The 25,398-nt window shown below is 35.5% G+C and carries 16 protein-coding genes; 4 read left to right on the top strand and 12 right to left on the bottom strand.

Features of this window, described 5'->3' with window-relative positions:
* Window positions 1-152 precede the first annotated feature (152 nt).
* Window positions 153-2,516 carry a beta-L-arabinofuranosidase domain-containing protein gene (locus PKC55_RS13685; RefSeq protein ID WP_324373436.1) on the top strand — a complete coding sequence of 788 codons (2,364 nt, stop codon included), beginning with the start codon at window positions 153-155 and terminating at the stop codon, window positions 2,514-2,516.
* A gap of 96 nt (window positions 2,517-2,612) precedes the next feature.
* Here PKC55_RS13685 and PKC55_RS13680 read toward each other — a convergent pair whose 3' ends face one another.
* From PKC55_RS13680 to PKC55_RS13635, 10 genes are all read right to left on the bottom strand, one after another.
* Window positions 2,613-3,314: an NUDIX hydrolase gene (locus tag PKC55_RS13680; RefSeq protein ID WP_291130112.1), complete on the bottom strand. Its 702-nt coding sequence runs from the start codon at window positions 3,312-3,314 to the stop codon at window positions 2,613-2,615.
* Window positions 3,315-3,534: 220 nt separating this feature from the next.
* Complete coding sequence (locus PKC55_RS13675) at window positions 3,535-4,413, bottom strand: alpha/beta hydrolase (protein WP_324373433.1); 879 nt, start codon at window positions 4,411-4,413, stop codon at window positions 3,535-3,537.
* Complete coding sequence (locus PKC55_RS13670) at window positions 4,410-5,564, bottom strand: alpha/beta hydrolase-fold protein (protein ID WP_324373431.1); 1,155 nt, start codon at window positions 5,562-5,564, stop codon at window positions 4,410-4,412. Before PKC55_RS13670 ends, PKC55_RS13675 begins: the two co-directional genes overlap by 4 nt.
* Window positions 5,565-5,584: 20 nt before the next feature.
* On the bottom strand, window positions 5,585-6,868 hold the full coding sequence (locus tag PKC55_RS13665) for a family 8 glycosyl hydrolase (protein WP_324373430.1): 1,284 nt from the start codon (window positions 6,866-6,868) through the stop codon (window positions 5,585-5,587).
* A gap of 13 nt (window positions 6,869-6,881) precedes the next feature.
* Window positions 6,882-7,694: a sialate O-acetylesterase gene (locus PKC55_RS13660; RefSeq protein WP_291130120.1), complete on the bottom strand. Its 813-nt coding sequence runs from the start codon at window positions 7,692-7,694 to the stop codon at window positions 6,882-6,884.
* Window positions 7,695-7,787: 93 nt separating this feature from the next.
* Window positions 7,788-9,143 (bottom strand): glycoside hydrolase family 43 protein, encoded by a 1,356-nt coding sequence (locus PKC55_RS13655; RefSeq protein WP_291130123.1) that lies wholly within the window; start codon window positions 9,141-9,143, stop codon window positions 7,788-7,790.
* Between the two features lie 20 nt (window positions 9,144-9,163).
* Window positions 9,164-10,498, bottom strand: a complete 1,335-nt coding sequence (locus PKC55_RS13650; protein WP_291130126.1) for a glycoside hydrolase family 43 protein — start codon at window positions 10,496-10,498, stop codon at window positions 9,164-9,166.
* A gap of 8 nt (window positions 10,499-10,506) precedes the next feature.
* Complete coding sequence (locus PKC55_RS13645) at window positions 10,507-12,447, bottom strand: glycoside hydrolase family 97 protein (RefSeq protein ID WP_291130129.1); 1,941 nt, start codon at window positions 12,445-12,447, stop codon at window positions 10,507-10,509.
* Between the two features lie 30 nt (window positions 12,448-12,477).
* On the bottom strand, window positions 12,478-14,925 hold the full coding sequence (locus tag PKC55_RS13640) for a glycoside hydrolase family 31 protein (protein WP_324373426.1): 2,448 nt from the start codon (window positions 14,923-14,925) through the stop codon (window positions 12,478-12,480).
* Between the two features lie 136 nt (window positions 14,926-15,061).
* Window positions 15,062-18,937, bottom strand: a complete 3,876-nt coding sequence (locus PKC55_RS13635; RefSeq protein ID WP_291125515.1) for a hybrid sensor histidine kinase/response regulator transcription factor — start codon at window positions 18,935-18,937, stop codon at window positions 15,062-15,064.
* 344 nt (window positions 18,938-19,281) lie between these two features.
* Here PKC55_RS13635 and PKC55_RS13630 point away from each other — a divergent pair, with 344 nt between their 5' ends.
* Window positions 19,282-20,349, top strand: coding sequence for a sensor histidine kinase (locus tag PKC55_RS13630; RefSeq protein ID WP_291125517.1), 1,068 nt, complete (start codon window positions 19,282-19,284; stop codon window positions 20,347-20,349).
* Window positions 20,330-21,070 carry a LytR/AlgR family response regulator transcription factor gene (locus PKC55_RS13625; protein ID WP_291125519.1) on the top strand — a complete coding sequence of 247 codons (741 nt, stop codon included), beginning with the start codon at window positions 20,330-20,332 and terminating at the stop codon, window positions 21,068-21,070. Before PKC55_RS13630 ends, PKC55_RS13625 begins: the two co-directional genes overlap by 20 nt.
* A 6-nt stretch (window positions 21,071-21,076) precedes the next feature.
* Here the strand turns inward: PKC55_RS13625 and PKC55_RS13620 are convergent, their stop codons facing one another.
* On the bottom strand, window positions 21,077-21,973 hold the full coding sequence (locus tag PKC55_RS13620) for a phosphatase PAP2 family protein (RefSeq protein ID WP_291125521.1): 897 nt from the start codon (window positions 21,971-21,973) through the stop codon (window positions 21,077-21,079).
* 227 nt (window positions 21,974-22,200) lie between these two features.
* On the opposite strand from PKC55_RS13620, the gene PKC55_RS13615 reads away from it, so the two are divergent.
* Window positions 22,201-22,788 carry an endo-beta-N-acetylglucosaminidase gene (locus PKC55_RS13615; protein ID WP_291125532.1) on the top strand — a complete coding sequence of 196 codons (588 nt, stop codon included), beginning with the start codon at window positions 22,201-22,203 and terminating at the stop codon, window positions 22,786-22,788.
* Between the two features lie 144 nt (window positions 22,789-22,932).
* On the opposite strand, the gene PKC55_RS13610 is transcribed toward PKC55_RS13615, so the two are convergent.
* Window positions 22,933-25,365, bottom strand: a complete 2,433-nt coding sequence (locus PKC55_RS13610; protein ID WP_291125523.1) for an alpha-L-arabinofuranosidase family protein — start codon at window positions 25,363-25,365, stop codon at window positions 22,933-22,935.
* Window positions 25,366-25,398: the final 33 nt, after the last annotated feature.

Below are 25,398 nucleotides of genomic sequence, written 5' to 3'. Positions count from 1 at the left end.
TACACCTGATAATGTATATAAACAGGTCAAAGAATATCTGAAGTAATATAAAAAAACAAAGCTGATATACAGAATGGCTCGTTAACCAACCAGAAGTATATCAGCTTGTCTATTTTTAATAGTATTTATGTATAGAAATTAAATCAATATCAATGAAGAAATTATTTACAACAATATTCTCTTTCGTTTGTGTTATTCACCTTTGTGCTCAGGAAACTACTCCTAAAATCAACTATTTTGATCTGAAAGACATAATGTTATTGGATAGTCCTTTCAAAAGGGCACAGGATCTTGATAAAAAATATCTTTTAGATTTAGATGCAGATAGACTTTTGGCACCATTCTTAAGAGAAGCTGGATTGCAGAGAAAGGCAGAGAGTTACACGAATTGGGAAAACACGGGTCTTGACGGACATATCGGAGGGCATTATGTTTCAGCTCTTGCTTTGATGTATGCTTCTACAGGAGATGAACAGATAAAAAATCGTCTTGACTATATGATAAATGAATTGAAACGATGTCAGGATAAAAATGGTAATGGATACATTGGAGGTGTTCCGGGCGGAAAGGCTATTTGGGAGGAAATAGCCAAAGGTGATATTCGAGCCTCTGGTTTTGGGTTAAATAACAGGTGGGTTCCTCTCTACAATATTCATAAGACTTATGCAGGCTTACGTGATGCCTACCTTATTGCAGGGAATGAGACAGCAAAGGATATGTTAATTAAAATGACAGACTGGGCCATAAAACTAGTATCGAATTTGTCTGAAGAGCAAATACAAGATATGCTGCGCAGCGAACACGGAGGACTAAACGAAACTTTTGCGGATGTTGCCGTAATAACGCAAAATGAAAAATATTTGAAATTAGCTCATCAGTTTTCTCACCAATTAATACTAAACCCATTATTAGCTCATGAAGATAAACTAACAGGATTACACGCAAACACGCAAATTCCTAAAGTTTTAGGTTTTAAACGTATTGCTGATATCGAAGGGAATGAATCTTGGTCGGAGGCCTCTCGTTTCTTTTGGGAAACTGTAGTAGAGCATCGCTCGGTATGTATAGGTGGAAATAGTGTAAGAGAACACTTCCACCCAACAAATGATTTTTCGAGTATGATAACAAGTAATGAAGGTCCCGAGACTTGTAATACATACAATATGCTCCGTCTATCTAAAATGTTTTATCAAACATCCTTAGATAAAAAATATATTGATTATTACGAAAAAGCATTATATAATCATATCCTTTCAAGTCAAAATCCTCAAACGGGAGGCTTAGTTTATTTCACACAATTGCGCCCCGGACATTATCGTGTATATTCGCAGCCTCAAACCAGTATGTGGTGTTGTGTTGGATCAGGAATAGAAAGCCATGCAAAATATGGAGAAATGATTTATGCACACACAAGTGATGATTTATATGTAAACCTATTCATTCCTTCTTCATTAAACTGGAAAGAAAAAAATGTTGAGATCGTTCAGGATAATAAATTCCCCGACGAATCAAAAACAGAAATCACTGTAAACCCTAAGAAAAAAAGTGAATTTACAGTGCATGTACGATATCCATCATGGGTAGAAAAAGGAACAATGAAAATTAGGCTGAATGGAAAAACATATGCTGGAGTTCTAAAGAATGGTTATATTGCAATAAAAAGAACTTGGCAAAAAGGAGATCGCATAAGCGTAGAATTACCGATGACTATTGTTGCGGAGCAACTTCCTGACAAATCAAATTACTATTCATTTCGATATGGACCTATTGTTCTTGCTGCGAAAACAGGGCAGGAAGATATGACTGGTTTGTTTGCTGATGATAGCCGTGGTGGACATATAGCACACGGAACTCTTCTTCCTTTGTCCGAAATGCCTTTATTGGTTAGCGATAAAGAAGATATTACTTCAAAAATTAAACCTGTACCGGGTAAACCTTTAACGTTCTTGTTGAGTAGCCTTTATTCCACCCAATATCCGTCAGAATTGGAATTTATTCCTTTTTTCAGACTGCATGAGTCTCGCTATATTATATATTTGCCCCAAACAACAACTGAAGGATTGGCTAGTTTGCATGAACAAATAAAACGAGAGGAACAAGAACGTATAAAACTGGATTCTAAAACCATAGATAAGGTAGCTTGTGGAGAACAACAACCGGAATCAGATCACTTTATACAATTCGAAGAATCGAATGCAGGATCATTCGAGAACATTCACTGGCGGGAAGCAAAAGATTGGTTTAGTTATCAAATGAGAAACAAAGAGAAAAAAGCCAAAGTTGTATATGTCAAATATCTAGCTTCTGATAAACCAAGCATTTATGAAATTTCAGTCAATGGAGAGAAACTTCAGAATCTAAGTATAGATAATAAGCCAGAATCGGGAATCCAATTTATACTATTAGATATCCCCCAAAGTGAGAGGACAAAAGATATATTAGATATTAAATTTACTGCAAACAAAGAACATACAACACCGAAAATTGTAGAGGTTAGGTTATTAGAAAATAAATAGCTGTTTAGTATTACCTTTACATTAAAGTAAAAAAGAACCAAGACTTGCCAAGTCTTGGTTCTTTTTTACGATAATATTAATGGTATGTAACCAATATTAATCAACATATGAAAAAAAGGAATACCCTTTTTTCAATAATTCATCATATTTTTCTTTGTTGAATTTGTAGTAAAAAGCACCTCGCTTCGAGGTTGATTTATCTTTATCCTGTTGCTTTTCCAAAACATTCATTTCCAGCATCTTCTTTCTGAAATTACGTTTATCTAATTTTGTTTGATAGATTGCTTCATAAAGGGATTGCAATTGAGGTAAAGTAAATTTTTCTGGTAATAAATTGAAACCGATAGGCTGAGCCGCAGCTTTTCGTCTAAGTATCACTAATGTATCTGATAGCATCTGGTTATGGTCGAAAACTAATTCTCCAACTTTATCCACTTCTTCCCATCTGGCATTGTGAACCTTACAAAGTTTATCATCGAACAATTCCAGATCAATCAATGCATAATATGCGATAGACACAACCCGTTCTCCTTCATCACGATTAATATCGCCATATACACCAACCTCTTCCATATATACGTTCTGAATACCGGTATATTCATAAACAACACGAGAGATTGTTTCATTAAGATGTTCATTCGAACGCAAAAATCCACCCATGAGTGTATCATGACCTTCTAATGGGTTAAATTTTCGCTTCGAAATAAGTAAGTACATTTTATCATCTTTAAAACCAAGTATTATACAGTCGACGGATATATAGAATTTTTCTTGCTCTTTATAGAATGATGGTGTCATCTCAATTTATTTAAATTAAAAACAAACAATAGAGTGTATAACAAACACTTATTACATGCAAATATACCATCTTTTTTATAATTATCTATCCGACTCGTATTCAATATATAATATTGCGTCATCAGACAAAAGTATGAATATACAACAACTAGAATAAAGACACAGATAGTTAAACACTTAACTACGATCTATATTATATTCTCTAATAAGTAAAACTTGTTTATTCTTGAAATATTCGTCTGACAAAATTATACAGGCTATTCTTCCATACATCAAAATCGTGCCCTCCGGGTGTAATGTAATAGATATGTTCTACTCCATTCTTATTAAGTGTGTTATTATATACTTCTGGCCATTCTTTTACGACATCATCATTGCTTCCTTTTACTATCATTATCAAAGTTGATTTCTTATACTTTGAAGGCACTGTAAGCGTTTCTTGTGTAAAAAGACCTTTCTCTACATCATAAGGCAGAACACCTACTGCAGGAGTGAATGCTCCGATATATGCAAATTCATCAATCATTTCTATTCCAATATGGAGAGCAGAACGACCTCCCATGGATAGACCTGCTACAGCACGATTATCTCGTCCGGAAAGTACCGGATAATTTTTCTCTATATATGGCAACAGGTCATTTTGAAGGTCATTCAAAAAATTATCATATTCCTTAAAATGTTGGACAGAGTAAAACTCCGGGGCAACTTTCACACTATCATGCCTGGCTTTGATATTGGGAATAACAACTATCATTTCTTTACATTTTCCCTCATCGAGTAAGTTCGATATAATTTGATCCGGATTGCCGCCAAACCAGTCATTCTCATTTCCTCCCAAACCATGAAGAAGATATAAGGTCGGGTATTTCTTATTCTTATCATAATTTGGCGGTAAAATTATTTTAGCGGGCCTATTGCTATTGGTTGTCTTCGAAAAATAACTGACATCGTTAACCACACCATACCTTACATCCGGTTTGTATTGATCGAAGCCAATAGGTGTATCATAATTGTTATCTACAAATGATTTCACCTTAGATGTAGTACAACTTACCAATAAAATGAGAGATATACTGAATAGAAAAAACAGCTTTTTCATTGTTTTTGTTTGAATATTAGAGGTAAAAATTGATTAAGGCATCGTCTCCAAGTAAGCCACTCATGATGAGTTCCTGGAGATTCGTAATATGTATTATTTATCCCATTTTCCTTTAAGAAATCACTGATGCGCTTGCTACCCATTCCCTCTTCTGAACCCATACCTAAGAAAAGAGTATGAACTTTTTTGTTGAAAACATCAGGTTGAGCAAAAACTCCATTGTAGGCTTTCTTTATATTGTCTTCTTTCAAAAAGAAAAGAGCACCACTAAAAGCTCCTATATGCGAAAACTTATCTATATTATTCAATGTAGTCTCAAATGTCTGATGACCTCCCCACGACAAACCGGCCATGGCTCTGTTATCTCTATCCGAAAGGGTCCGGAAATTTGAATCAATATAGGGTATAATATCATTTATAAGTATTGGGGTAAATAATGCTCCAAACTCCTTCTGAGATTCTCCTTTTTTAGTTCCATGTATATATCCACAATTACCATAATCCATTACAACAATCATCGGAACACACTTCTTTTCACTTATCTGGTTATCTAAAATAAAAGCCATTTTTCCTTGTCTGCTCCAGCCAGTTTCGTCTTCGCCCATACCGTGCTGAAGATACAGCACAGGATAGCGTTTTGTAGGATTTGTTTCATATTCGGCAGGCGTATATACAAAACATCTACGTTGCTTCTCCTCTACTTTCGAGAAATAATAACATTCTCTAACTTGTCCATGAGGAATATCTTTTTGATACGAATAATAGGCAGATTCTGTTTTAGGTTCCGGAATTTCTATACCGCTCGCCATTCTTCCACAACCAAAAAACGTCTGGCTGGCGGGATCTACTACAGATAATCCATCTATCAATAAGAAGTAGTAATGAAATCCTACTACCAATGGGTCGGTTGTTGCTTCCCATATACCGGCTGCATCTTTTGTCATCGGATATTTTTTCCCGCATATATCAACTTGCATGCTTTGCGTAGAAGGAGCTTGTATGCGGAATGTAGCACTTAAATCTCTATTCACTATAGGATATTGACCTTCAGGAATATTGTACTCAGATGAAATACCTCCTTCTAAATCTTGTGCTGTAGCTTTAGAGGCAATAGACAGAACTAAAATAAACAGCAAAATACAGTTTTTCATAATAATTAGATATTTAATAGTTAGGACGGAAATATTATTTTATAGTTTCCACTTAAATGCATAAAAGCAAACAAATACAATAGTCCATCATAGTATGCATCGAAAAATCCATCTTCGTATGGCTTATGTTCAGAATTCCAAAGATGATGAACAAATTCACTCCGCTTAAGATAAGTAGACATTGTAGTTGCTGCAGCACTTGTTGCAACTAATCCTAAGGAGTGTCTTAAATTCTTTTTATAGTTCCCTGCCGGTAATGTATCAGAAACCATTCCTCCATCAATCGTATACTGGTCTACAAATATTTCCAAGCCTTGAGAGTATAAGAAACTTTGTATCTTAGTGCCATAGTCTTGTTGCCATTCTTTGTCTGCACAACTCCACGAATAATCCAATGCTATATTCAAAGGGACTCTCCATGAATCAAATCGAAAATCTTCACCTACAATACCATATTCAGTACGAAATGGCCTTCCATCGTAATATGAATAATCAGGAGTTAAGCCTGTTACAGGATGTACAGCCTTATGCAGATAGTCTCGGCTAGAGCGAGCACATTCTTTCCAATATTCAGAACGTCCATCTTCTGCCCATTTAGCCCAAACTTCATAGAATACAGGAATGTGATACGATGGATCGGTAAACAGAGCGGCCCCTCTGAAAGGCACAAAAGTAATCAGTTTGTGCTCTGCATCGATAAGATTAGTCACTCCTTCCTTTCCCCCACCCTTATTCATCGAACAGTTAAGTATATTCTGAGCTTCTTTCAAATAATCAATTCCTTCATCATTTCCCCAAAGATTAGATGCAAATATCAAAGAAGTAATATAATAGAGCTCTCCATCAGACGCCGGTCCTTTTGCATTAGGCGTTCCATCGGTTTTGCAACTCCATGCGAAATAACCTTCAAAAGGTCCATCTTGATGTTGCATATTCTTTTTACTCCAACGCCATAAACGATCAAAAATATCCTTTCTATTCAGTTGTACGGCAATCATCATTCCATAAGACATTCCTTCTGTCCGCACATCATGATTTTTGACATCTGATATGTAAGCCATTGAATCTCCGACTTCAAAGTAAATCTTATCTCGACCGAAAAAGAGATTTTGAAATATTCCCTGTAATTTCTCATCAACCTGTTCTTTAGAGTATCCTACTTCAGTAAAAAGATTCCTATATTTCTGCGATTCAAAAGCTCCTGTCTCCCATGGAGTAACTTCGATATGTTTATTATGATTACAAGATATCAAAGAAAACAAGCAAAGTACGGAGAATAATAATTTACAATAATATTTTTCCATAAGTACACTTTAATTACTTCTTTAATGAACTTTCTTTATACAATTGCAGCATTTTCTCTGCATATCTAGTTCCTAAAGTTCGATATCCGACAGCACTAAAATGCAATCGGTCTTTAACCCCTTCGCATCCTTTTGAAGAAATAACATGGGCATTTGGTATAACGTTGGGTAAAGTATTTATTATTAAATTCATGTTTGCGCATGCGCCATATTGTTCTTCATCTAATAGTTCTCCGGCTAGTAAGGGGATTGAATTCGGCTCAAGATTGAGATCTTTTAGTATATTGTCATATACTTTTCTGACTTTTTCCGGCCAATCAGTTTCTCCGTTATTAGATTCACCTTGATGAAGTAATATTCCTTTAATCACACCACCCTGACTTTGAGTCAGCTTAGCCATTTCTATCAATCGGGCATAAGGATTGCCATCATATTCATTAACCATATTTTTGAGCCATTCTGGAGATTGGTCTACATAAGATTGAAAATTTTCTTTATCAAAGAGTTCTATTCTACAACCTCCTACCGCAACATTGATTACACCAACCTTCGTATCTGACGGAAGATTTGCAACCATAGTTCTTCCAAAATAATCAGCCGGACTAAGTCCTGTATGACATCGTGCTAATGGTGGAATAGCTTTATACCAGTTTCCCTTAAAACGTCCCAGTTCAGGACAGTCAACCGTTTGCAACATCATAAAACGACCATCTACATCAATAGTATCTTGTGCTTCAATCTTCGCATGCCCCTCCATGTTGGATTGCCCAAAACATAAAAAAACATGAAACTTATCCTGAGCTACAATGGACATATGAAGTGACATAAAAAACAATACAATAAAAAGAATATTTTTTTTCATATAAATGCATATTTAATAGTAAAATCTGAAGATATAATTGATTATAAAAGTATTATATCATTCAGCAAACCTCCAATAATCAAAGTACATGACATCAGTATTCTGAGGCCCTTTGAAAACGAAATATAGATCATGAACACCTGTTATCTTAGGGACATCAATCGAAACCAACTTCCATCTGTCACTGCCTCCGGTACGTGGAACTTTTATTGTACCGAGTAAAGCCCCATCTAGTTTATCTTGACGAATTTCAAATGTAACATTTGCATTATGAGTAGTTCCTATTCGTGCAAAAAACTTAGAAGCTCCTTTGTTTTGGAAATCAACATCTCTAACTTTTATGTATGCCCCATCCTTTTTTGCGGTCACAAAGACTCCAACCTGTTTATTTTGAGATGCCTTTATACCTTCAGACCATGCAATTGTTTCTGCTTCTGTTTTTCGATAAGGATTGAGAGTCTCTATTCCTTGCTTAATTCCTTCTGTCATTTTCAATTGGGGGATAGAACCATCTGCATTAAACGTCATTTCCTCAACACAGACAGACCTTGTAAAACCGCTTCCACCAGGCAGTGCTCCATTATGATAGAAAAAGTAAGTTTTCCCTTTAAAATCGATCACTCCGGGATGGTTTGTAAAAGATTTACCTTCTGTAGGCATAACAATACCACCATATTTCCATGGCCCTATAGGGCTTTTACTTGTCGAATATCCTATAAATTCGGGCAAAGGGCCTCCCGGCCAAAATAAGTAATAAAGATTATTACGCTTATATAACCATGGTCCTTCCTCGTATGAAGTCGGTCTCTCCGGATTATTTTCTCTTTTGCCGAATGATTCTGCAACCATCGGAACACGGACTACATCGCCCGAATAAGAGATCATATCTTCATTTAACTTAACATAATACAACTTGGGATTTCCCCAGTAAAGATAAGCCTGACCATCATCATCAATGAATACTGTAGGGTCGATATCTCCCCATTCTGTTTGTACCAAAGGTTCACCAAGAGCATCATAAAAAGGGCCAGACGGACTATCTGCTACCGCAACACCGATTGCTCCCCTATTATTTATTCCGGATATAACAGGTACATACATATAAAATTTCCCATCACGCTCGATACATTGAGGCGCCCAAGCATCACCTTTTGCCCATTCGAAGTCTGTATATTTCAGAATTACACCATGATCTGTCCAGTTAACCATGTCATCTGTAGAATACAACTTCCAATCATTCATTGTAAACCATGTAGAGTTATCCTCATCATGAGTTGTATAAACATATAATCTGTCATTATACACCATTGGAGCCGGATCGGCTGTATACATCGTTTGTATGATCGGATTCTGCGATTGCAATAATGTTGGCATAAATATTGCCAACATTATTAAGTATATTTTCTCTTTCATATTTTTTTCGGATTCTAATTTCATTTAAATTCCCAATAATCAAGGAAGAACAAGTTATTTTTCTGAGAGGTGCTTCTAAAACAGAAATAAAGATCATGTACCCCCTTAGCACCATTTACTGCACACGACATCAGCTTAAACCTGTCCATTGCACCCGAACGAGTTACTTCTAATGTGCCGATCAAAGGGCCACTGGTACTATCTAGGCGAATATCGATATAACCACCATTTACATTACATGCTGCAAGCACTGAAAATTCTTTTGCTCCTTTACCAAAATCAACACCACGAACACACAATGATTCATTATCATCTATTCCGGTAAGACAAATTCTGCCATCAGGCATCTTTTCCGTTTTCAAACCATATCCCCAAGCCATAGTTTCGGCTTCCACTCTGCGATACGGATTAAATAATTCAATTTGCTCCAATACATTCTCTGTCCAATATGGAACTTCCTGAATAGTTCCATCCGCATTATAATGCATTTTTGCTGCCATAGACGACCTCCTCTCATGATGTTTGAAGGTTTCTAGGTGCATTAAATCGTAACTCAATCCAAACACATAAGAACTACCTTTATAATCAATTACACCGGGATGGTTTCCTCTTGTACGCTGAGTTGGTTTCATTATATATCCTTTGGTTGTCCACGGGCCTGTAGGTTTGTCGCTCATGGCATACCCTAATCCTTCGGGACAACAAGTAGCGGCAAAAGCCATATAATAATGTCCGTTTCGTTTATATACCCATGGTCCTTCCTGATAATGCTCAGGGTTCTTATCTAATTTCACAATATTTCCAGAATAAGAAATCATATCTTCATTCAGCTTCACATAATAAACATTCGGATTCCCCCAATACATATATGCCTGTCCATCATCATCTATAAAAACTGTGGGATCTATATCCTCCCAATGTTCTTTTTGCCAGACAAGTGGTTTGTTTATAGGATCTTTAAATGGTCCATAAGGAGAATCAGATATTAAAACGCCAATACCTTGCCCATGTATCGGACAATACATATAGAATTTACCATTTCGTTCAACAACTTGTTGAGCCCAAGCTCCATTATCCTTTGTAACCCAACTAAAACTTTTTAATGATGCAACAGTCCCATGATCTGTCCAGTTTACCATATCCGTAGAGGTATAAAGCAACCAGTCGAGCATTTTAAATCCCTGAGAATCGTCCTCGTCATGGGTGGTATAAAGGAATACGGTATCGTTATATACCATTGGAGCCGGATCAGCTGTATATCTTGTCTGTATAAGTGGGTACTGTGCTTTAATTTGTGATAAATTAATAACAAAAAGACACACAAAACAGCTTAAAAGAGTTAATCTTATATTCATAATTTATTTTAATAAGTTAATACAAATCCTCCCTGAGACAAAATAGATATTTCTACATCTCCATTCTGTTTCACTTCTATTTCCTTCAAATAGGTTTCTCTATTTTTATCATCATTATACATTTTGATCTTCTTACCGGCATACATAGGCAAGTTTAATTTTAACTTCTGAGTTTCCTTCAAGGCATTTACTCCGGCAACATACCATTGGTCATTATTACGGCGGGCAATCACAGCATATTTCCCCGGATATCCGTCAATATATAATGTCTGATCCCAAGTTGTGGGTATTTTTTTCATAAAATCAAGAATGAAGCCTTGTGTATCTGTAAGGTTATTAGGTGTAAGAGCAAACATTTGAACAGCATTCTGATATAAAATACCTGTTGCCAGCTGAAAAGCATCGGTCGTCAATCGCTTTTGTCCTTGCTTGTTCCCTTTATTCAGGAATTTATTCAAGAATACACCACCAAACTCCATAGATCCTACCGTATTGCGAATAAACGGATGCAGTGTCGAAAAGAATGCCTCATTCTCCCGTACACCTTCCGAAAACACAAGCATTTCAGACGCCAATACAGCCTCGCTACCCACATAGTTCGGATACATACGTTCCCAACCACGAGGAAGAGTACATCCATGGAAAATAATCATCAGCTCATAATCGTTAGCATCTGAAAGAATATCTTCGTACAAGCGCATTGTCTCTTGCTTATCACCACCGAAAAAGTCAACTTTCAATCCTTTAACCCCAATCTTCTTTAGCCATTTCATTTCTTCTTTACGCGAAATAGATGTGTTCATTTTATTTCTTGGACCTTGAGGAGCATCATTAAAGCCTCCATTAGAATTATACCACAAGAACACATCTACATTTTTTGATTTCGCATATTTTATCAACTCTTCAATTTTTGTATAGCCGATATTTACATCCCATAATGCATCCACCAAAATATATTCGTATCCCATTTCAGAAGCCAGATCAATATATTTTACCTGATCATCCCAATTCATACTATTATCTTGCCATACAATCCAACTCCAAGTTGCTCGGCCATATTTATATGATTGGCTTGCTTGATATAGAGGGTCAACAACATCGAATGGAATAGTAGTTTCTACAATAGGTTTGAGTGTTTCTCCTACAGTTATCGTACGCCAAGGCGTAATACCGGGCAGGCTAACCTGAGCACCTGTGCTGCCAAATCCGTTATTTTGCCTTTTATCCGGAAATGCTACTGTGTATAAGCCTTCTTGCGTACCATCACTTAAATGCGATGCACAATACAAACTGTTAACTCCTGTTTCTGAAACAAGAACCCAGCCGGCATCATTTATACGAAATAGACCGGGAAAAACATATCCTTGATTTTCGTGGGTTGGTTTTCCTACTTGTTCATCATTAGTATAACCACTTTCGTAACTCGGTGAAGTACGGGCAAAGGCTTGCATCGGACTCATCATATATGACAAAAAGGTTGTAGTCGATTGAGGAAATTTAAAACCGGTAGCTTCCTTTTCTATAACACAAGCCTTTCTCTCACCCCATTCTGGAAGTTCGTAACGGAAAGCAATGTTATTGTTACTAACCTGAAACAGGATAGATACTTGATTCCCTCTTGGATTCTGAAATGTGCAAATCAAAGAATTTGCATTATAATGGATCTCTGATTGCTTTATTTTATCTTGTGTATATTTTTTATCTACTGCTCCCTCTTTTTTTGAAATATATTCGAGTCCTTTACTAAAGTCACCTTCATTTGTAATAATACCTAATGGAGACTTTTCTAGCATAGTCTTATTTTTATACTCAACGGCATACATAGGAATACCATTATCAAGGAAAATATTTACCGATAATAGGCCATCAGGGCTAGTCACTGTTGCTTTCTGACTATATGCCTGAAACATAAAAAAGGCTATAAAAACTAAACAAACAATTCTTTTCATTTTTTCTTTTATTCTATATTTAAGTATATATCAAAATTTTATTTCTAACTTATTACCATCGTATTCAACTGTCTTTTGGGTAGCATCCTGAAGAATTATTGTGAATTTTCGACTAAGTAACATCCCTTTATAAGATCCCTTTCTATCTCCGATAATTAAGGTATGAGAAGCATTATTCCATATAATAGGAATCTCAGTATATTCTCCCTTTTCATAATTATAATTGTCAAATTCATCTTCGTAAAGAACAAATGACCCGTTAGCACCTGTATATACACGTAGTTGTAAGTGATCCCATTGTTTCTCTGTAGCATATTGTACTTTTGGTCCAAAGGGAATAATACTTCCGGCTTTAATAAATAATGGAGTATTATCAATAGTTGTTTCCAGCTCTATTCTTTGTCCGCCTTTATATTGTTGATTAGTCCAGAAATCATACCAAGTAGTTCCGGCCGGGAGATATAACTGAGTACGCTTCTTCGCTGCAAAATCAACAACCATATTGCCATCCGCATCTTTTGCCTGATCTCTATTCCATCCTTCTTCTTCATTTACCTTTACAATCTTTTCGGGCGTGTATTGTGCTTTCACGATAGGAGCTACAAGTATTGACTTACCAAACATAAACTCGTCATTCAGGTCTAATGCTTTAGGATCATTCGGAAAGTCCATCACTAAAGCTCGCATAAAGCTAGACTGCTTATTGGTTACTTCCCATGAGGTAGAATAAATGTATGGTAAAAGCGCATAGCGCAGATTAATTGTTTTTTCAATGGCATCATAAATAGGCTCTCCTTTTGTTCCAAAATGATAAATTTCCCTTGGCGTATCTGTTCCGTGGGAACGCATCATCGGATTGAAAGCCCCAAATTGTAACCAACGAACATACAATTCCTGAAACATTGGATTACGAGTTGCACTGCCGTCATTCCACGTTTTATTATAAGCACCGGCAAAGAAACCTCCGATATCGCTATTCCAATGAGGCAACCCACAAATAGAAAAGTTAAGACCAGCCGGAACCTGATTGCGTAAAGATTCCCAAGACGAACTAACATCCCCTGACCAAACATTGGCTCCATATCGTTGCTGACCGGCAAAACCAGAACGGGTAAGTATGAATACACGTTTATTCGAAGAGGTAGCTCGCTGATGGTCATAAACACCGCCTACTGTCATCAATGGAAATGCATTACGCACTTTTCGAAACGAACCGAGATAAGTTTTGGTATCCATATCTTCGGGTTTCCAATCTAAGTGGTCGGGTTCGGTAGAATCCATCCACCATCCATCTATTCCGTATTTAAAAAGACCGCTATTTAAATATTTCCAATAGATATCTCGCGCTTTAGGGCTATACGCATCATATACACGCACACCCGATGGATAATCCATATTTGGAGGCCAAGTATCCATACCAGACTGAGGCCATGTTGTAAAATTGAATAGTAATCCGTTTTTGTCGAGTTCTCTGTAAGGCTTTGTTGCAGGACCGAATGACGACCAAATGGAAATAATCATATGAGCATTCATCGAATGAATATCATCAACCATTTTTTGAGGATCGTTAAATAGTGGGTTTTGGAAGTCCATCGCATTCCACAGATAATTATGTCCCCAGTATTGCCAATCTTGAATAATTCCATCAAGAGGAACTCCCAAGTCTCTATATTTTTTTACAACACCAACTGTTTCATCCTGACTTTTGTATCGTTCTTTGCTTTGCCAAAAACCGTATGTCCATAACGGAAACATGGGTACTCGCCCTGTAAGTTCGCGCATTTGAGCAATTACTCCATCCGAATTTCCGCCATACATAAAGTAATAATCAACACAATCTCCTACCTCAGAGGAGAAAGAAGTCTCTTCTTGATCATCCTTAAATGTAGTTGGAGAATAATTGTCCCAAAATACACCATAGCCTTTATTTGATTGGAAAAATGTTACAACATTCTCCACATTTCCCTGAATTAAATATTTGGTTAAATTTCGTTGCTTCATTTTTCCATTTTGCAGCTGCCCTAAACCATAAATCGATTCATCCTTTTCAAGAGCAAATTTTTGAGAGACCGAAAACGTTTTCTCTCCGGCATCATCAAAATCCGTAAATACAGGTTTGCCTTTTTCTTTTAGCAAAAGTTTATTCTGCGCATTGTAAAAAAACATTTGTCCCGATATTAAATCCAGAGTAACATGCATTGATGGAGTCTTTAATATAAGAATATCTCCCTTTTGCCTTTTTTCTATATTTACAGCACGATTATTATCGATAACCGAAAGGCTTTCCTTTTTGTATTGATGATTTTGTGGAGATTTTAATATTCTTACACAAGATGGGGTGTAAAAGCGAAGCTCTATATCTATATCACCTATGGTAGTTCGAATACCGGATTGTGTATCCTGATAATTTTGAGCTATTGACTGTGAAGTATAGCCACATGTAAGAAATAGAAGTAAAAAAATGAGACTGGGTTTCATTGTATATTAGATTTCATTAACAAATATGATTTAACAAAACTAATATATGAACTCCCTTTTTCATGTTTGATTTCAGATAAAAAACCTTACATTTTAGACAAATCAGCCTGTTTATTTCTAATTATATGTAGTGTTATTATATTTCTGTGGGAGATTTTCCAAAATATTTTTTGAATGCTGTGCTAAAATAATTATTACTTGAAAAGCCACAGATATCACTTACTTCCGAAATAGTATATTGGTGCGTTTTCAATAATTCCAAGGCATGATTAAATCTTATTGATCTGATGAAATCGATAGGTGATTGTCCTGTAAGTGCCTTCAGTTTCTGATATAGAAGAGAAGAGCTGATGTGCATTTCTGAAGCAAACTCTTCTTTCCCAAATTGAGTGTTTGACATATTTTCATGAACTATACTCAATGCTTTTTTTATAAATTTATCATTCAACTCATTTATGAAAATATCTTGCTCTGCATCAGATTGACTAATTAGCTTTAGAGCTTTATCCCGGACTATAATTCTATTTTTTAAGATTGTACTGATTCGATAATTAAGAATACGGATATCAAAAGGCTTTGTTATATAATCATCGGCTCCAAGGTGCAGACCTTCAATCAGATTCTCTTTTTCGGCTAAAGATGTTAAAAGTATAACAGGTATATGTGATGTTTCGAATGTCGATTTTACTAATTTACACAATTCCAACCCATTCATTTCAGGCATCAAAATATCAGAAAGAATCAAATCAAAAGATTTGGATTGAATAATAGCCCACGCTTCACCCCCATTACGTGCAGTTGTAACATTGTATTGATCTCTAAAAGAACAAGCTAAAAAATTCTGAAGATCTATATTGTCCTCTACAAGCAATATAGACATTTGTTTATCTTGAATATTTTTCTGATCTATATCTTTATAAAGCGAAATGTCATCGTTGAATTCTGTATTATTTTTTATTTCAGACAAAGCTGGTTTAGGAATTACTTCCTCAACGTGTTTATAAGGAACAACTATTTTAAAACTAGAACCTTCATTTTCTTTACTTTCGAAAAGAACATTGCCTTCATGCATGAGTATATAACTTTTCACAAGTAATAGCCCAATACCCGAGCCAACTATTTTGGAATTTATATTATTATCTCCTCTGTAAAATTCTCTAAATAATTTACCTTTTGCATTTTCGGATATTCCTAGTCCGTAATCTTTAACCTCTAAAATCCATTGCTTAGACTCACATGTTAGAATTATATCGACTTGGGTATCATCGTGCGAATACTTTATTGCATTGGAAATAAGATTATCTACTACTTTTTCTATTTTCATATCATCCAATGCAGTAGTATATGAATTTTGATTTGAAGAGAAGTTTAATTTTATATTTCTCTTTCTTGACATTTCTTCAAACATCAAACATCGCTGAGATATTAATGCTACAATATCTGTCATCATCAAAAAAACCTGTCCTTTTCCAATATCTACTTTTTGGAAATCCAGCAATTGTGTGGCAACAGAGAGCAAACGTTTCGATTGACTTTGTGCTAAAGACAGGTAATATTTGGATTTTTCGGACATCATTTGATCTTTCTCGAGTTCTTCAATCGGAGAATTTATCAATGTTACTGAAGTTCGGATATCATGTGCAATATTGGTAAAGAATCGTATCTTATCTCTGGCATGCTTTTGTTTTAACCTATTGGAATATGACCTTAGAAGGTAAGCTATAATTCCTATTATAATTATAAGAAGAATAAGGCGAAACCACCATGTTTGCCAAAATGGAGGGGTTACATTTATAAACAACGAACGTTCATCTAGCTGATTGCCAGAGCTATCAAACATTCGTATTTTCAAATTGTAATTTCCTTTCTGGAGATTTGTATATGTTAGAATGGATAAATCACTGGGATTACTCCAGTCTGAATCAAAATCTTCTAATTTCCATGAGAATTTATATCCACTTAAAGAGCTGCTTAATGGTAATAATTCGATCGTAAAATTATTTTGGTCATGCCTCAATGTTAATTCAGCTCTTTTATTGATTGGTATATCACTCAATAAATCCGGATTTTGTCGTATAGATTTTCCTGATATAATTATATCCTGAATAAATATCTTCCCTTTAGTTTCATTATTATATAATAAATCAGGATTAAAAATAACCGCTCCTTTATTTGTACCCCAGATCAAGTTTCCATTTTTCTGTCTGTATTTCGAATTTGTATTAAATGATACTGTTTTTAATGATAATGATGATGGGTACTCATATACCGATTTATCTTTTATGCTGAATCTACATAAACCACTTTCGGTACCAAGCCATAGAGCATCATTATCTAACATAATACTATTTACGTAGTTCGATGTCAACCCTGATTCGGAAGTATATTTCTTTGAATTTCTTGTTTTATAGTTGAAGTAAACCAATCCATTTCCTGAAGTCCCCAGCCAGATATCATCCCCATTAATAAGAATATCCTGTACAAGACAATCATTTAAGAGCAACTCCTTATTACCTGTATTTTTATTCATAGATATTAATCCATAATCACAAGCCAAAAGAAGTTTATCGGACGACAACTCTGCAAAAGCATACATGGATTGACGATCAAAAATACGAAAACGATTTTCTTTCTCTTTATAGCAAATAATATTGCCGGTCCCCCCAATCCAAATATTACCTTGAGAGTCTTTAAATATATCGGATATAAATTTACCGGAAAAGCCATTTTCTTCTTTCTCTTGAAAATAATGATTCAGTTCTCTTCCTGTATCGCCATCAAGAACATATACTCCGGACGAATAACTTCCTGCCCAAATATTCCCATCATTATCTTCACATAAGGCTAAAAAGACTTTAGCCTGTTCTTGTTTATTATCGTAAAATGCATCCCATTTATTTGATTTTGGATTCCATCTATTTACGCCATTATTCGTTGCAAACCATATATTCCCTTTTTTATCTTCAATTACCTTATTTACATGATTATTTATTAGCGAGTTTAGGTTATTAATTTGATGGGTAATTTGGTTTACAGGGAAAATTTTTTGTTCAAAGAATGATAGACCTCCGGTATAAGTTGCCACCCAGATACGTTCATTATCATCACAGAATATATCATATACACCATCTCCATGAAGCGAGAAAAAGTCGTTAACATCTTCTTTATAGATATTCAATACTTTATCGCCGTTTTCGCTCAATTCCCATAATCCTTGACCATCAATACCAATAAGAAGTGATGAGGTTGTATTTTTTTTTATCGACAATATAGGTTGTCTGGGTAATTTATTTGTTTCTTTATTCAACAATTGACGATTACTAAGATCATAAGACCAAAGCCCATTCGATATTGTTCCTATCCAAAGTTTATTTGTTTGCGCATCGTATAAAAATGAGGAAACTTCCAATTCGTTATCTCGACTATACTTATATATATATTCCAGTTTATCTGTATCCGTATGAAAAATAGCCATTCCTTCAGGAGTAGCCAAGAACAAGCTATTTGAAGTATACTTGCTTATGAAAACAATCTCTAGATCGTGTACTTTTAATTTCAATTGATGATTCTCATATTTGTACAAACCATTAGAGGTGCCAATCCAAATACTTTTATTTTTATCGACTACAGCTCTTTTTGTAGCAATATATTCGTTATTTAATAATCGCTTCAAGTCGACCAATAAATCAAACCGATCATATAGAGGATCGTATTTAAATATCTGACTATTATTTGTGTAAGCTATTAATGTAGAGTCCGAATAATCGAGTCTTGTAAAGTAAATATCGGTAGATTTATGAGGTAATTGATATTTTCTGCAATTATTAGAAGATATCCTTAATATGCCCGTTTTGGAGGCACCCCAAATAAATCCATTATCGTCTTTAGTTATAGAATATACTTCACGAATGGATGTACCGTAAACATCATTTATATTATAAAATCGGATATCAGCAGCAAGTGCACTAATTGTAAATATAAAAAAAAGAAGTAAAAGTAAAATATTCTTCATGATATATGATGTCCATTCATTAAAGCTATAATAGGCATAGTACTTTCTTTGCCTTGTATATAATTTCTGGGATAGAAAGAGTTAAAGATATCAGCTTTAAGATTATAACAAAAGTCTAAAACAGATAACAAATATAATTGAATAAAGCCATAAAAAAAAGAAATACAAAGAATAGAACTCTACTGATTACACATAAAAAACACTGAGATAATAAATCTTTATATTTGATAGAATGATAGAGAGAATATCAGATGTAATTAATACGATAGCATTTATTGACCAATAGTCTAATTCCTGTGATTTGTGGACATTTACTGTTGTGTATTATCTATTAACTTTGTCAAATGAAAAAGTATCAATTAAAAAGCTTCGACAGTGTATTCTTCCTGCTATGGATTATTATTGCAGGTATCATATGGGCTGTAGATGACTCTAATTATCCATTTTTATTTCAAAAAATATTATCGGCGATTGCTCTTTTAGGAACCTTAATTGTTACTACACACCTTTTGTGCAATCGTATATTATCAGGAGCAATCCTAAAAAACAGAATGCCTCTAATAGTCATCTGGATTTTCCTAATGGCTATTAGTCAATCCATTCTGTTGTCGTTATTTTTAGAGGGATTCTACTTATTGGAATCACATGGAATATTGCCGTTATCTGAAAATTCAGAAAATAAAGAGCTCTTTTTAGCAGAAGTATTTGGTTTTTTACCATTGACTATTCTGGTTAATCTTGGTTTTGGTGGGCTAAAGTTTTATTTTGAGCATGCTAAGCTCTATGAGCAACATCTTATATTACAAAAAGAACATCTGGAAACTCAACTTCAATCCTTGCAGGCTCAAATCAATCCGCACTTTATGTTTAATGTACTAAATCACATACATATCCTGATACAAAAAGATTCAGATTTGGCTTCTTCGTTGCTCATAAAATATTCTGACATTCTTCGCTATCAACTCTATGGCTCTGATAAAGAGAGTGTGAATATAGAAGATGAAATCCGATTTATGAAAGGCTACATAGAAGTTGAGAGGTATCGTTGGGAAAACACCTTGGATTTTAACGCCAACTGGCAATTGGAAAACCCTAAGATGCAAGTACCATCTCTATTACTCATTCCATTTATAGAAAATGCTTTTAAACATGTTTCGCGATCAAAGTCACAAAAAGGATATATCAGTATCAATCTGAACCAAAACAATAAAGAATTAACTTTTGAGGTTGAGAATTCAAAATCATCTATAAAACGAACAACAGCTTTCAATTCGGGAATAGGACTGGATAATGTAAAAAAACGTCTCAACCTTTTGTACCCGAATAAACATAGTCTCATAATCAGTGAAACTGAAAATGTTTATCATTCAAAACTTATAATAAACCTCAGCAATGATGGAGAATCTAAATAATATACGACTGAGATGCTTAATTATTGACGATGAACCGGGCGCAATAGAAGGAATCAAATTCTATATTGGCAAATTAGATTTTCTAGAAATTGTAGATACCTGCTTCTCTGCTATCGATGCAGCCAGCATACTCAAAGAAAAGGAAATTGACTTGATGTTCCTTGACATTAACATGCCGGATCTCACAGGGCTTGAATTTCTCGAATCGTTGGAAACTGCACCTTTAACTATTCTTACAACAGCATACTCTGAATATGCTTTGGAAGGTTATCGTTTCAATGTTATCGACTATTTGTTGAAACCTATTGCTTTTCAACGCTTTTTTCAAGCTGCACAAAAAGCGAAAAACACTTATACTTCGCAGTTACTTTTCAAACAAAATTTGGAAAATAATGACAATGATATTTATATTAAGCAAGGCGATTCATTTATACGTATTGTATGGGCAGATATACGGTATATAGAGTCTATGCAAAATTATGTAAAAATTCACCTATCGGATAAAATTCATATCGTACATCAGACAATGGCTGCTACTGAGGAGATGCTACCCAGAGAATCATTCTTCAGAATCCATAAGTCTTTTCTTGTAAATATATCACATATCGACAGTATAAAAGGAGGTAGAATTTATGTAAAAAACAAGGAACTGCCTCTCTCAAAATACCGGCGCGGTGATTTATTTAAAATAGTTATCAATAAAAAACTCTTTGGTAAGTAATCTTTATCAGAAGGTATAAGATACTCCTATGCTATACTGTTTTTGGGAAATAATAGGAACAATAGCCAGGTTCTTATTAACATCTTCAATTCCAAACATTTTCTTAACATAAGGTAGCAACAGATAAGCTGCTTCTGCACTCAAAATACCAATTCCTGCTCCTGCCACTACATCGCTCACCCAATGTTTATTATTCATCACGCGCAAGACTCCTGTTGCAGTAGCAACGGCATAACCACTAACAGCCAGCCACCAATTAGAATCCCGATACTCTTTGAATAGAATATGTGCATTAACAAATGCGGTGGCTGTATGTCCTGAGGGGAAAGATTGCCTGTTTGAACCGCTCGGACGCATCACTTTAGTGGTATGCTTCAATGTCTGTACCGTCGCACACATCAAGAGGTTCGATGTTGCCATTAGAATTGTACGATCCCTGAGGTTGTGTTTTGCTTTTATCCCCATCAAATCAAAGACATATACACCTACTGCTGGAGCAAACTGAATATAATCATCTGCCGGAATACGCTTGGTTACATGCTTTATTGCAGATAATTGAGCTTCTTTATCTAATTTCTGCAAAGGCTTGACATATTGAGCAGCAATACCATAAGAGATCAACAACGATGGAGCGATCAGATTCGCATAAGGAATCCTTATTTTAGGCTGGTTATTAATCTCAAATTTCAAATCGGCTAGTTTCAAATCTATATTATCGTCTTCTAACAATACGGGAGTAAGTATCGGCTCTAACAACACAGAATCAGCCCTCCCCTCCATATCAATTTGCTTGTTAAGTAAATATTTATGCAATATCAATGTATCATTTTTTATTTCAGTCTGCCCCTTAAGAATTAAATAGAAGAAAATAAGAAGGATAGAAATAGAAGCTCTTTTAGTCATATCAATACTTTAATAGTTTACAGACACAAATTTCTTGAGCTTTAAGGGGCTTTTCAAAAAGGATTGACAAGTGGACATTAGGTGTTGACCTATGGACTAAATAATATATCAAGTAGATTTTTGAATATTAGAGGTGGAGAAGGTAAAAATAAGAGAAAAGGATCGTTATACCCCATTTTAATATTTTGAATATATTTGTTTTCGAAATACGTAATAGAAATCGAATGATGGATAAAATTTTAGCATTGTCTACACAAAATCAGCAAAAAGCTTGGGATATTATTAAGGATACTAACGTAATAAATATATGGAAATCTATAGGAGCAACAATCTATCTGATTGGGTCTTTAAAGTTGGGACTTATGATGAAGCACTGCGATATCGATTTTCATATATACACATCTCCATTCTCGTTAACTGATAGTTTTGCAGCTATGGCTCAACTAGCTGAGCATCCTTCTATAAAACGAATAGAATATAGTAACCTTTTAAAGGAAGAGGATGCTTGCCTCGAATGGCATGCATGGTATGAAGACAAGGATGGAAAAATGTGGCACATTGATATGATTCATATCGTCAAAAATTCACGCTTTGATGGATATTTTGAAAATGTTACGAATCGTATTGCTAGCGTATTGAACGAAGAAATAAAAAATACTATTCTACGTTTGAAGTACGAAACGCCTGACGATCAAAAAATAATGGGAATTGAGTATTATCAGGCTGTAATTGAAGGTGGTGTGAGAACATATCAAGACTTTATCGAATGGCGTAAGGAGAATCCGGCTACAGGTATAGTAGAATGGAAACCCTAATTTTAGACATCAAACAGTCTCATTTAAGCCCATAAAAGACTATTAATAAACGAATAAGCATAGAGAAAAATAAGCATAAGAAAAACGAAAGCATCTCAATGCGAGATGCCTTTGCTTTTATAAAGATTTTTATTTTCTCAATTTTTATTTTTTAGTTGTCAGGCGTAATACTATCAACGAATTACCGGGGAATGAACGTGTAAGCTTTTTCCCAGAAAATTTGAAATTTTCACTCTTAGGCGAAACTTTTGTGGGTTCGTCCAAAGTGTTTTCATCAAACGGACTAGCAGACGTCAATACTATAGCCTCCCCATTTCCTGTAAGCAAATCAGTACCCTTCAAGTCAATCTCAGTCTTAACACTTTTACCCGTAACATTCACGATTTTCAAAATAATATCGCCTGTTTTATCATCACGTGAAGCACTTGAGCAAAGACCTTTTACTTTCAGACTTTCATCAGCAGAGACTTCCTGTATAAGTTTACCGTCCAGATATGCTTTCACTGAAGTGCCGCGAAGCTCTATCTTCACGTCATACCAACGACCGGGTTCTACATTATAAGGCATACTTTCCGTTATCAAACCGACCTCTAACATGTTCACAGAGTTTGTAAAGCCACCTAAATCCCACCGGGTACGCTCTCCTCTATTCTTATTGTGGAAATAAATTTGAAATCCATTTTCTCCTTCAATCTTACGAGCTTTCACTTTTATAGTGTAATCCGTCCAGAGGGTATCTCCCATATAAATAGTGGTATTTGGTGAAATTGCAGATTGTTTCAATACACCATTGGTTGCAGACCATTCACTACTAGGTGTATGTTTCCATGTTTCATCTATTTTATTAAAATCTGGTTTGAATAGTACTTTACCATTCGGTGCTGTTACCTCCAAATCTTTGAACTCTGCCGAATTCAACCAAGTTCCCAATCCAATACAGCCACTCGAACGAGGCATCTCAACATTCGGGGCATAGTCTATATTAACTGGCAAATTTACTGTTCCTTGATTGGTTGCGAACATCTGTTGAACATAATAGCTTGGAATACCGAACCAGCGATTATTATCAAAATTGATCAGGTTTACAGGCCATGCTTTATGCTTGGCATGACAAAAAAGTGGCGCATAAGCTGCCATAACCACGATATCAGAATTGCGCTCCAGACCCGTCATCCAAGCTGCTTCACCGATAGCTCCACGTATATTTCCATTCCCTGTACCACTTGTGACAGCATACTCTCCCACAAATATTTTAGAGCCATTGCGATCATAACTGTCATATTTATTTGAATTCCAGATAAACCAATCAGGATTGCTATAATAATGCTCATCCACGATTTGTGGTTTTGGATTTTTGGGATGTCCCCCAGCCCATTCGTTAGCGATTAAAACAATATCAGGGTATTTATCATGAATAGCCTTCACAAAGAGTTCCCAGCGTTCAGCATAAGGAGCCATTCCATTTTCATTTCCTATCTCTAAATATTTCAAGTTGAATGGTTCGGGATGTCCGTTTTTGGCACGAATACTCCCCCATACAGAAGTGACAGTACCATTTGCATATTCAATCGCATCCAAAGCATCTTGTATCCATTGTCCCATCTGATCCATTGGAACCACCTCGCGGTGCGAAATACCGGCATTAATGCAAAATAAAGGTTCTACGCCAAGATCTTCTGATAATTGTAAATATTCATGATACCCCAGGCTGTGTGTAGCATTATATCCCCAAATATTCCACAATGGTGTACGGGTATCTATATTACCGATAGTTTTTTTCCAATTGTTCATATGGGCTAAATCTTCTCCTTCTACCCAACAGCCTCCTGGGAAACGAAGAAAGGTAGGTTTTAAAGCGTTGATTGATTCAGCCAGGTCGATACGTAATCCACTGTTCTTCCACGTTTTTTCGGGAATCAATGAAACCATATCCAGAAATAATTTACCATTTCCACTACCTGAAATTTCAAGCCGGGCATTAGAGTCTCCTGCCGATGCTGTAAGTACGAGAGGATAATATTTCCATTCTGAAGTGATACCGTTTATTTCACCCGAAGCAAGAACATTTCCGTCTGCACTCACAATCTTTACTTGCAATGGGGTTTTTAGTCCGCCAACAGCGCAGGCAGCCAATTTGAACAAATATCGTTCACCACTAGCAACATGAATCCCCCAATAACCGTTATTTTCTAATTTGAAGGAGCCATCAAAATCGATAAGAAGTGACTTACGATTGTAAGGGTTTAACGGTGGCACGGGTGGACTCGAATGAACATTGGCCTTAATAATATTAGCTGTTGATTTTTTTTCAGCCCCAATAAACTTCCAGTACTGTAATGTATCGGCATCTTCAAACGAGCGGTTGCGAATAAGTTCTGCATACAACCCACCATCAGCCGACAAGTTTATATCTTCGAAAAATATACCGAACAAAGTAGGCGAAATTGTATGTCCTGGTGTTCCAACATCAACAGTTATTTTAGCCGTCGAAGATTTCTGAGCATAAAGTTGCAAAAACGAAACAGATAAAGTCAGGCTCAAAAAGAGACAAGCTTTTCTAATTATTTTTGTTGTCATAATTCTAAATTATTATAATTCCAGTTCTTGATA

The organism is Dysgonomonas sp., from assembly GCF_035323175.1.
GTDB lineage: Bacteria > Bacteroidota > Bacteroidia > Bacteroidales > Dysgonomonadaceae > Dysgonomonas.
Note: the sequence above shows the minus strand (reverse complement) of the source record. Positions and strands in the feature narration are given on the sequence as shown.

Excerpts from the sequence above, each read along its gene's own strand:
- PKC55_RS13680 (WP_291130112.1), bottom strand. The coding sequence starts at position 3,314 with ATGACACCATCATTCTATAAAGAGCAAGAAAAATTCTATATATCCGTC.
- PKC55_RS13650 (WP_291130126.1), bottom strand. The coding sequence starts at position 10,498 with ATGAATATAAGATTAACTCTTTTAAGCTGTTTTGTGTGTCTTTTTGTT.
- PKC55_RS13610 (WP_291125523.1), bottom strand. The coding sequence starts at position 25,365 with ATGACAACAAAAATAATTAGAAAAGCTTGTCTCTTTTTGAGCCTGACT.
- PKC55_RS13660 (WP_291130120.1), bottom strand. The coding sequence starts at position 7,694 with ATGTCACTTCATATGTCCATTGTAGCTCAGGATAAGTTTCATGTTTTT.
- PKC55_RS13625 (WP_291125519.1), top strand. The coding sequence starts at position 20,330 with ATGATGGAGAATCTAAATAATATACGACTGAGATGCTTAATTATTGAC.
- PKC55_RS13615 (WP_291125532.1), top strand. The coding sequence starts at position 22,201 with ATGGATAAAATTTTAGCATTGTCTACACAAAATCAGCAAAAAGCTTGG.
- PKC55_RS13665 (WP_324373430.1), bottom strand. The coding sequence starts at position 6,868 with ATGGAAAAATATTATTGTAAATTATTATTCTCCGTACTTTGCTTGTTT.
- PKC55_RS13685 (WP_324373436.1), top strand. The coding sequence starts at position 153 with ATGAAGAAATTATTTACAACAATATTCTCTTTCGTTTGTGTTATTCAC.
- PKC55_RS13645 (WP_291130129.1), bottom strand. The coding sequence starts at position 12,447 with ATGAAAAGAATTGTTTGTTTAGTTTTTATAGCCTTTTTTATGTTTCAG.
- PKC55_RS13670 (WP_324373431.1), bottom strand. The coding sequence starts at position 5,564 with ATGAAAAACTGTATTTTGCTGTTTATTTTAGTTCTGTCTATTGCCTCT.
- PKC55_RS13630 (WP_291125517.1), top strand. The coding sequence starts at position 19,282 with ATGAAAAAGTATCAATTAAAAAGCTTCGACAGTGTATTCTTCCTGCTA.
- PKC55_RS13675 (WP_324373433.1), bottom strand. The coding sequence starts at position 4,413 with ATGAAAAAGCTGTTTTTTCTATTCAGTATATCTCTCATTTTATTGGTA.
- PKC55_RS13640 (WP_324373426.1), bottom strand. The coding sequence starts at position 14,925 with ATGAAACCCAGTCTCATTTTTTTACTTCTATTTCTTACATGTGGCTAT.
- PKC55_RS13620 (WP_291125521.1), bottom strand. The coding sequence starts at position 21,973 with ATGACTAAAAGAGCTTCTATTTCTATCCTTCTTATTTTCTTCTATTTA.
- PKC55_RS13655 (WP_291130123.1), bottom strand. The coding sequence starts at position 9,143 with ATGAAAGAGAAAATATACTTAATAATGTTGGCAATATTTATGCCAACA.
- PKC55_RS13635 (WP_291125515.1), bottom strand. The coding sequence starts at position 18,937 with ATGAAGAATATTTTACTTTTACTTCTTTTTTTTATATTTACAATTAGT.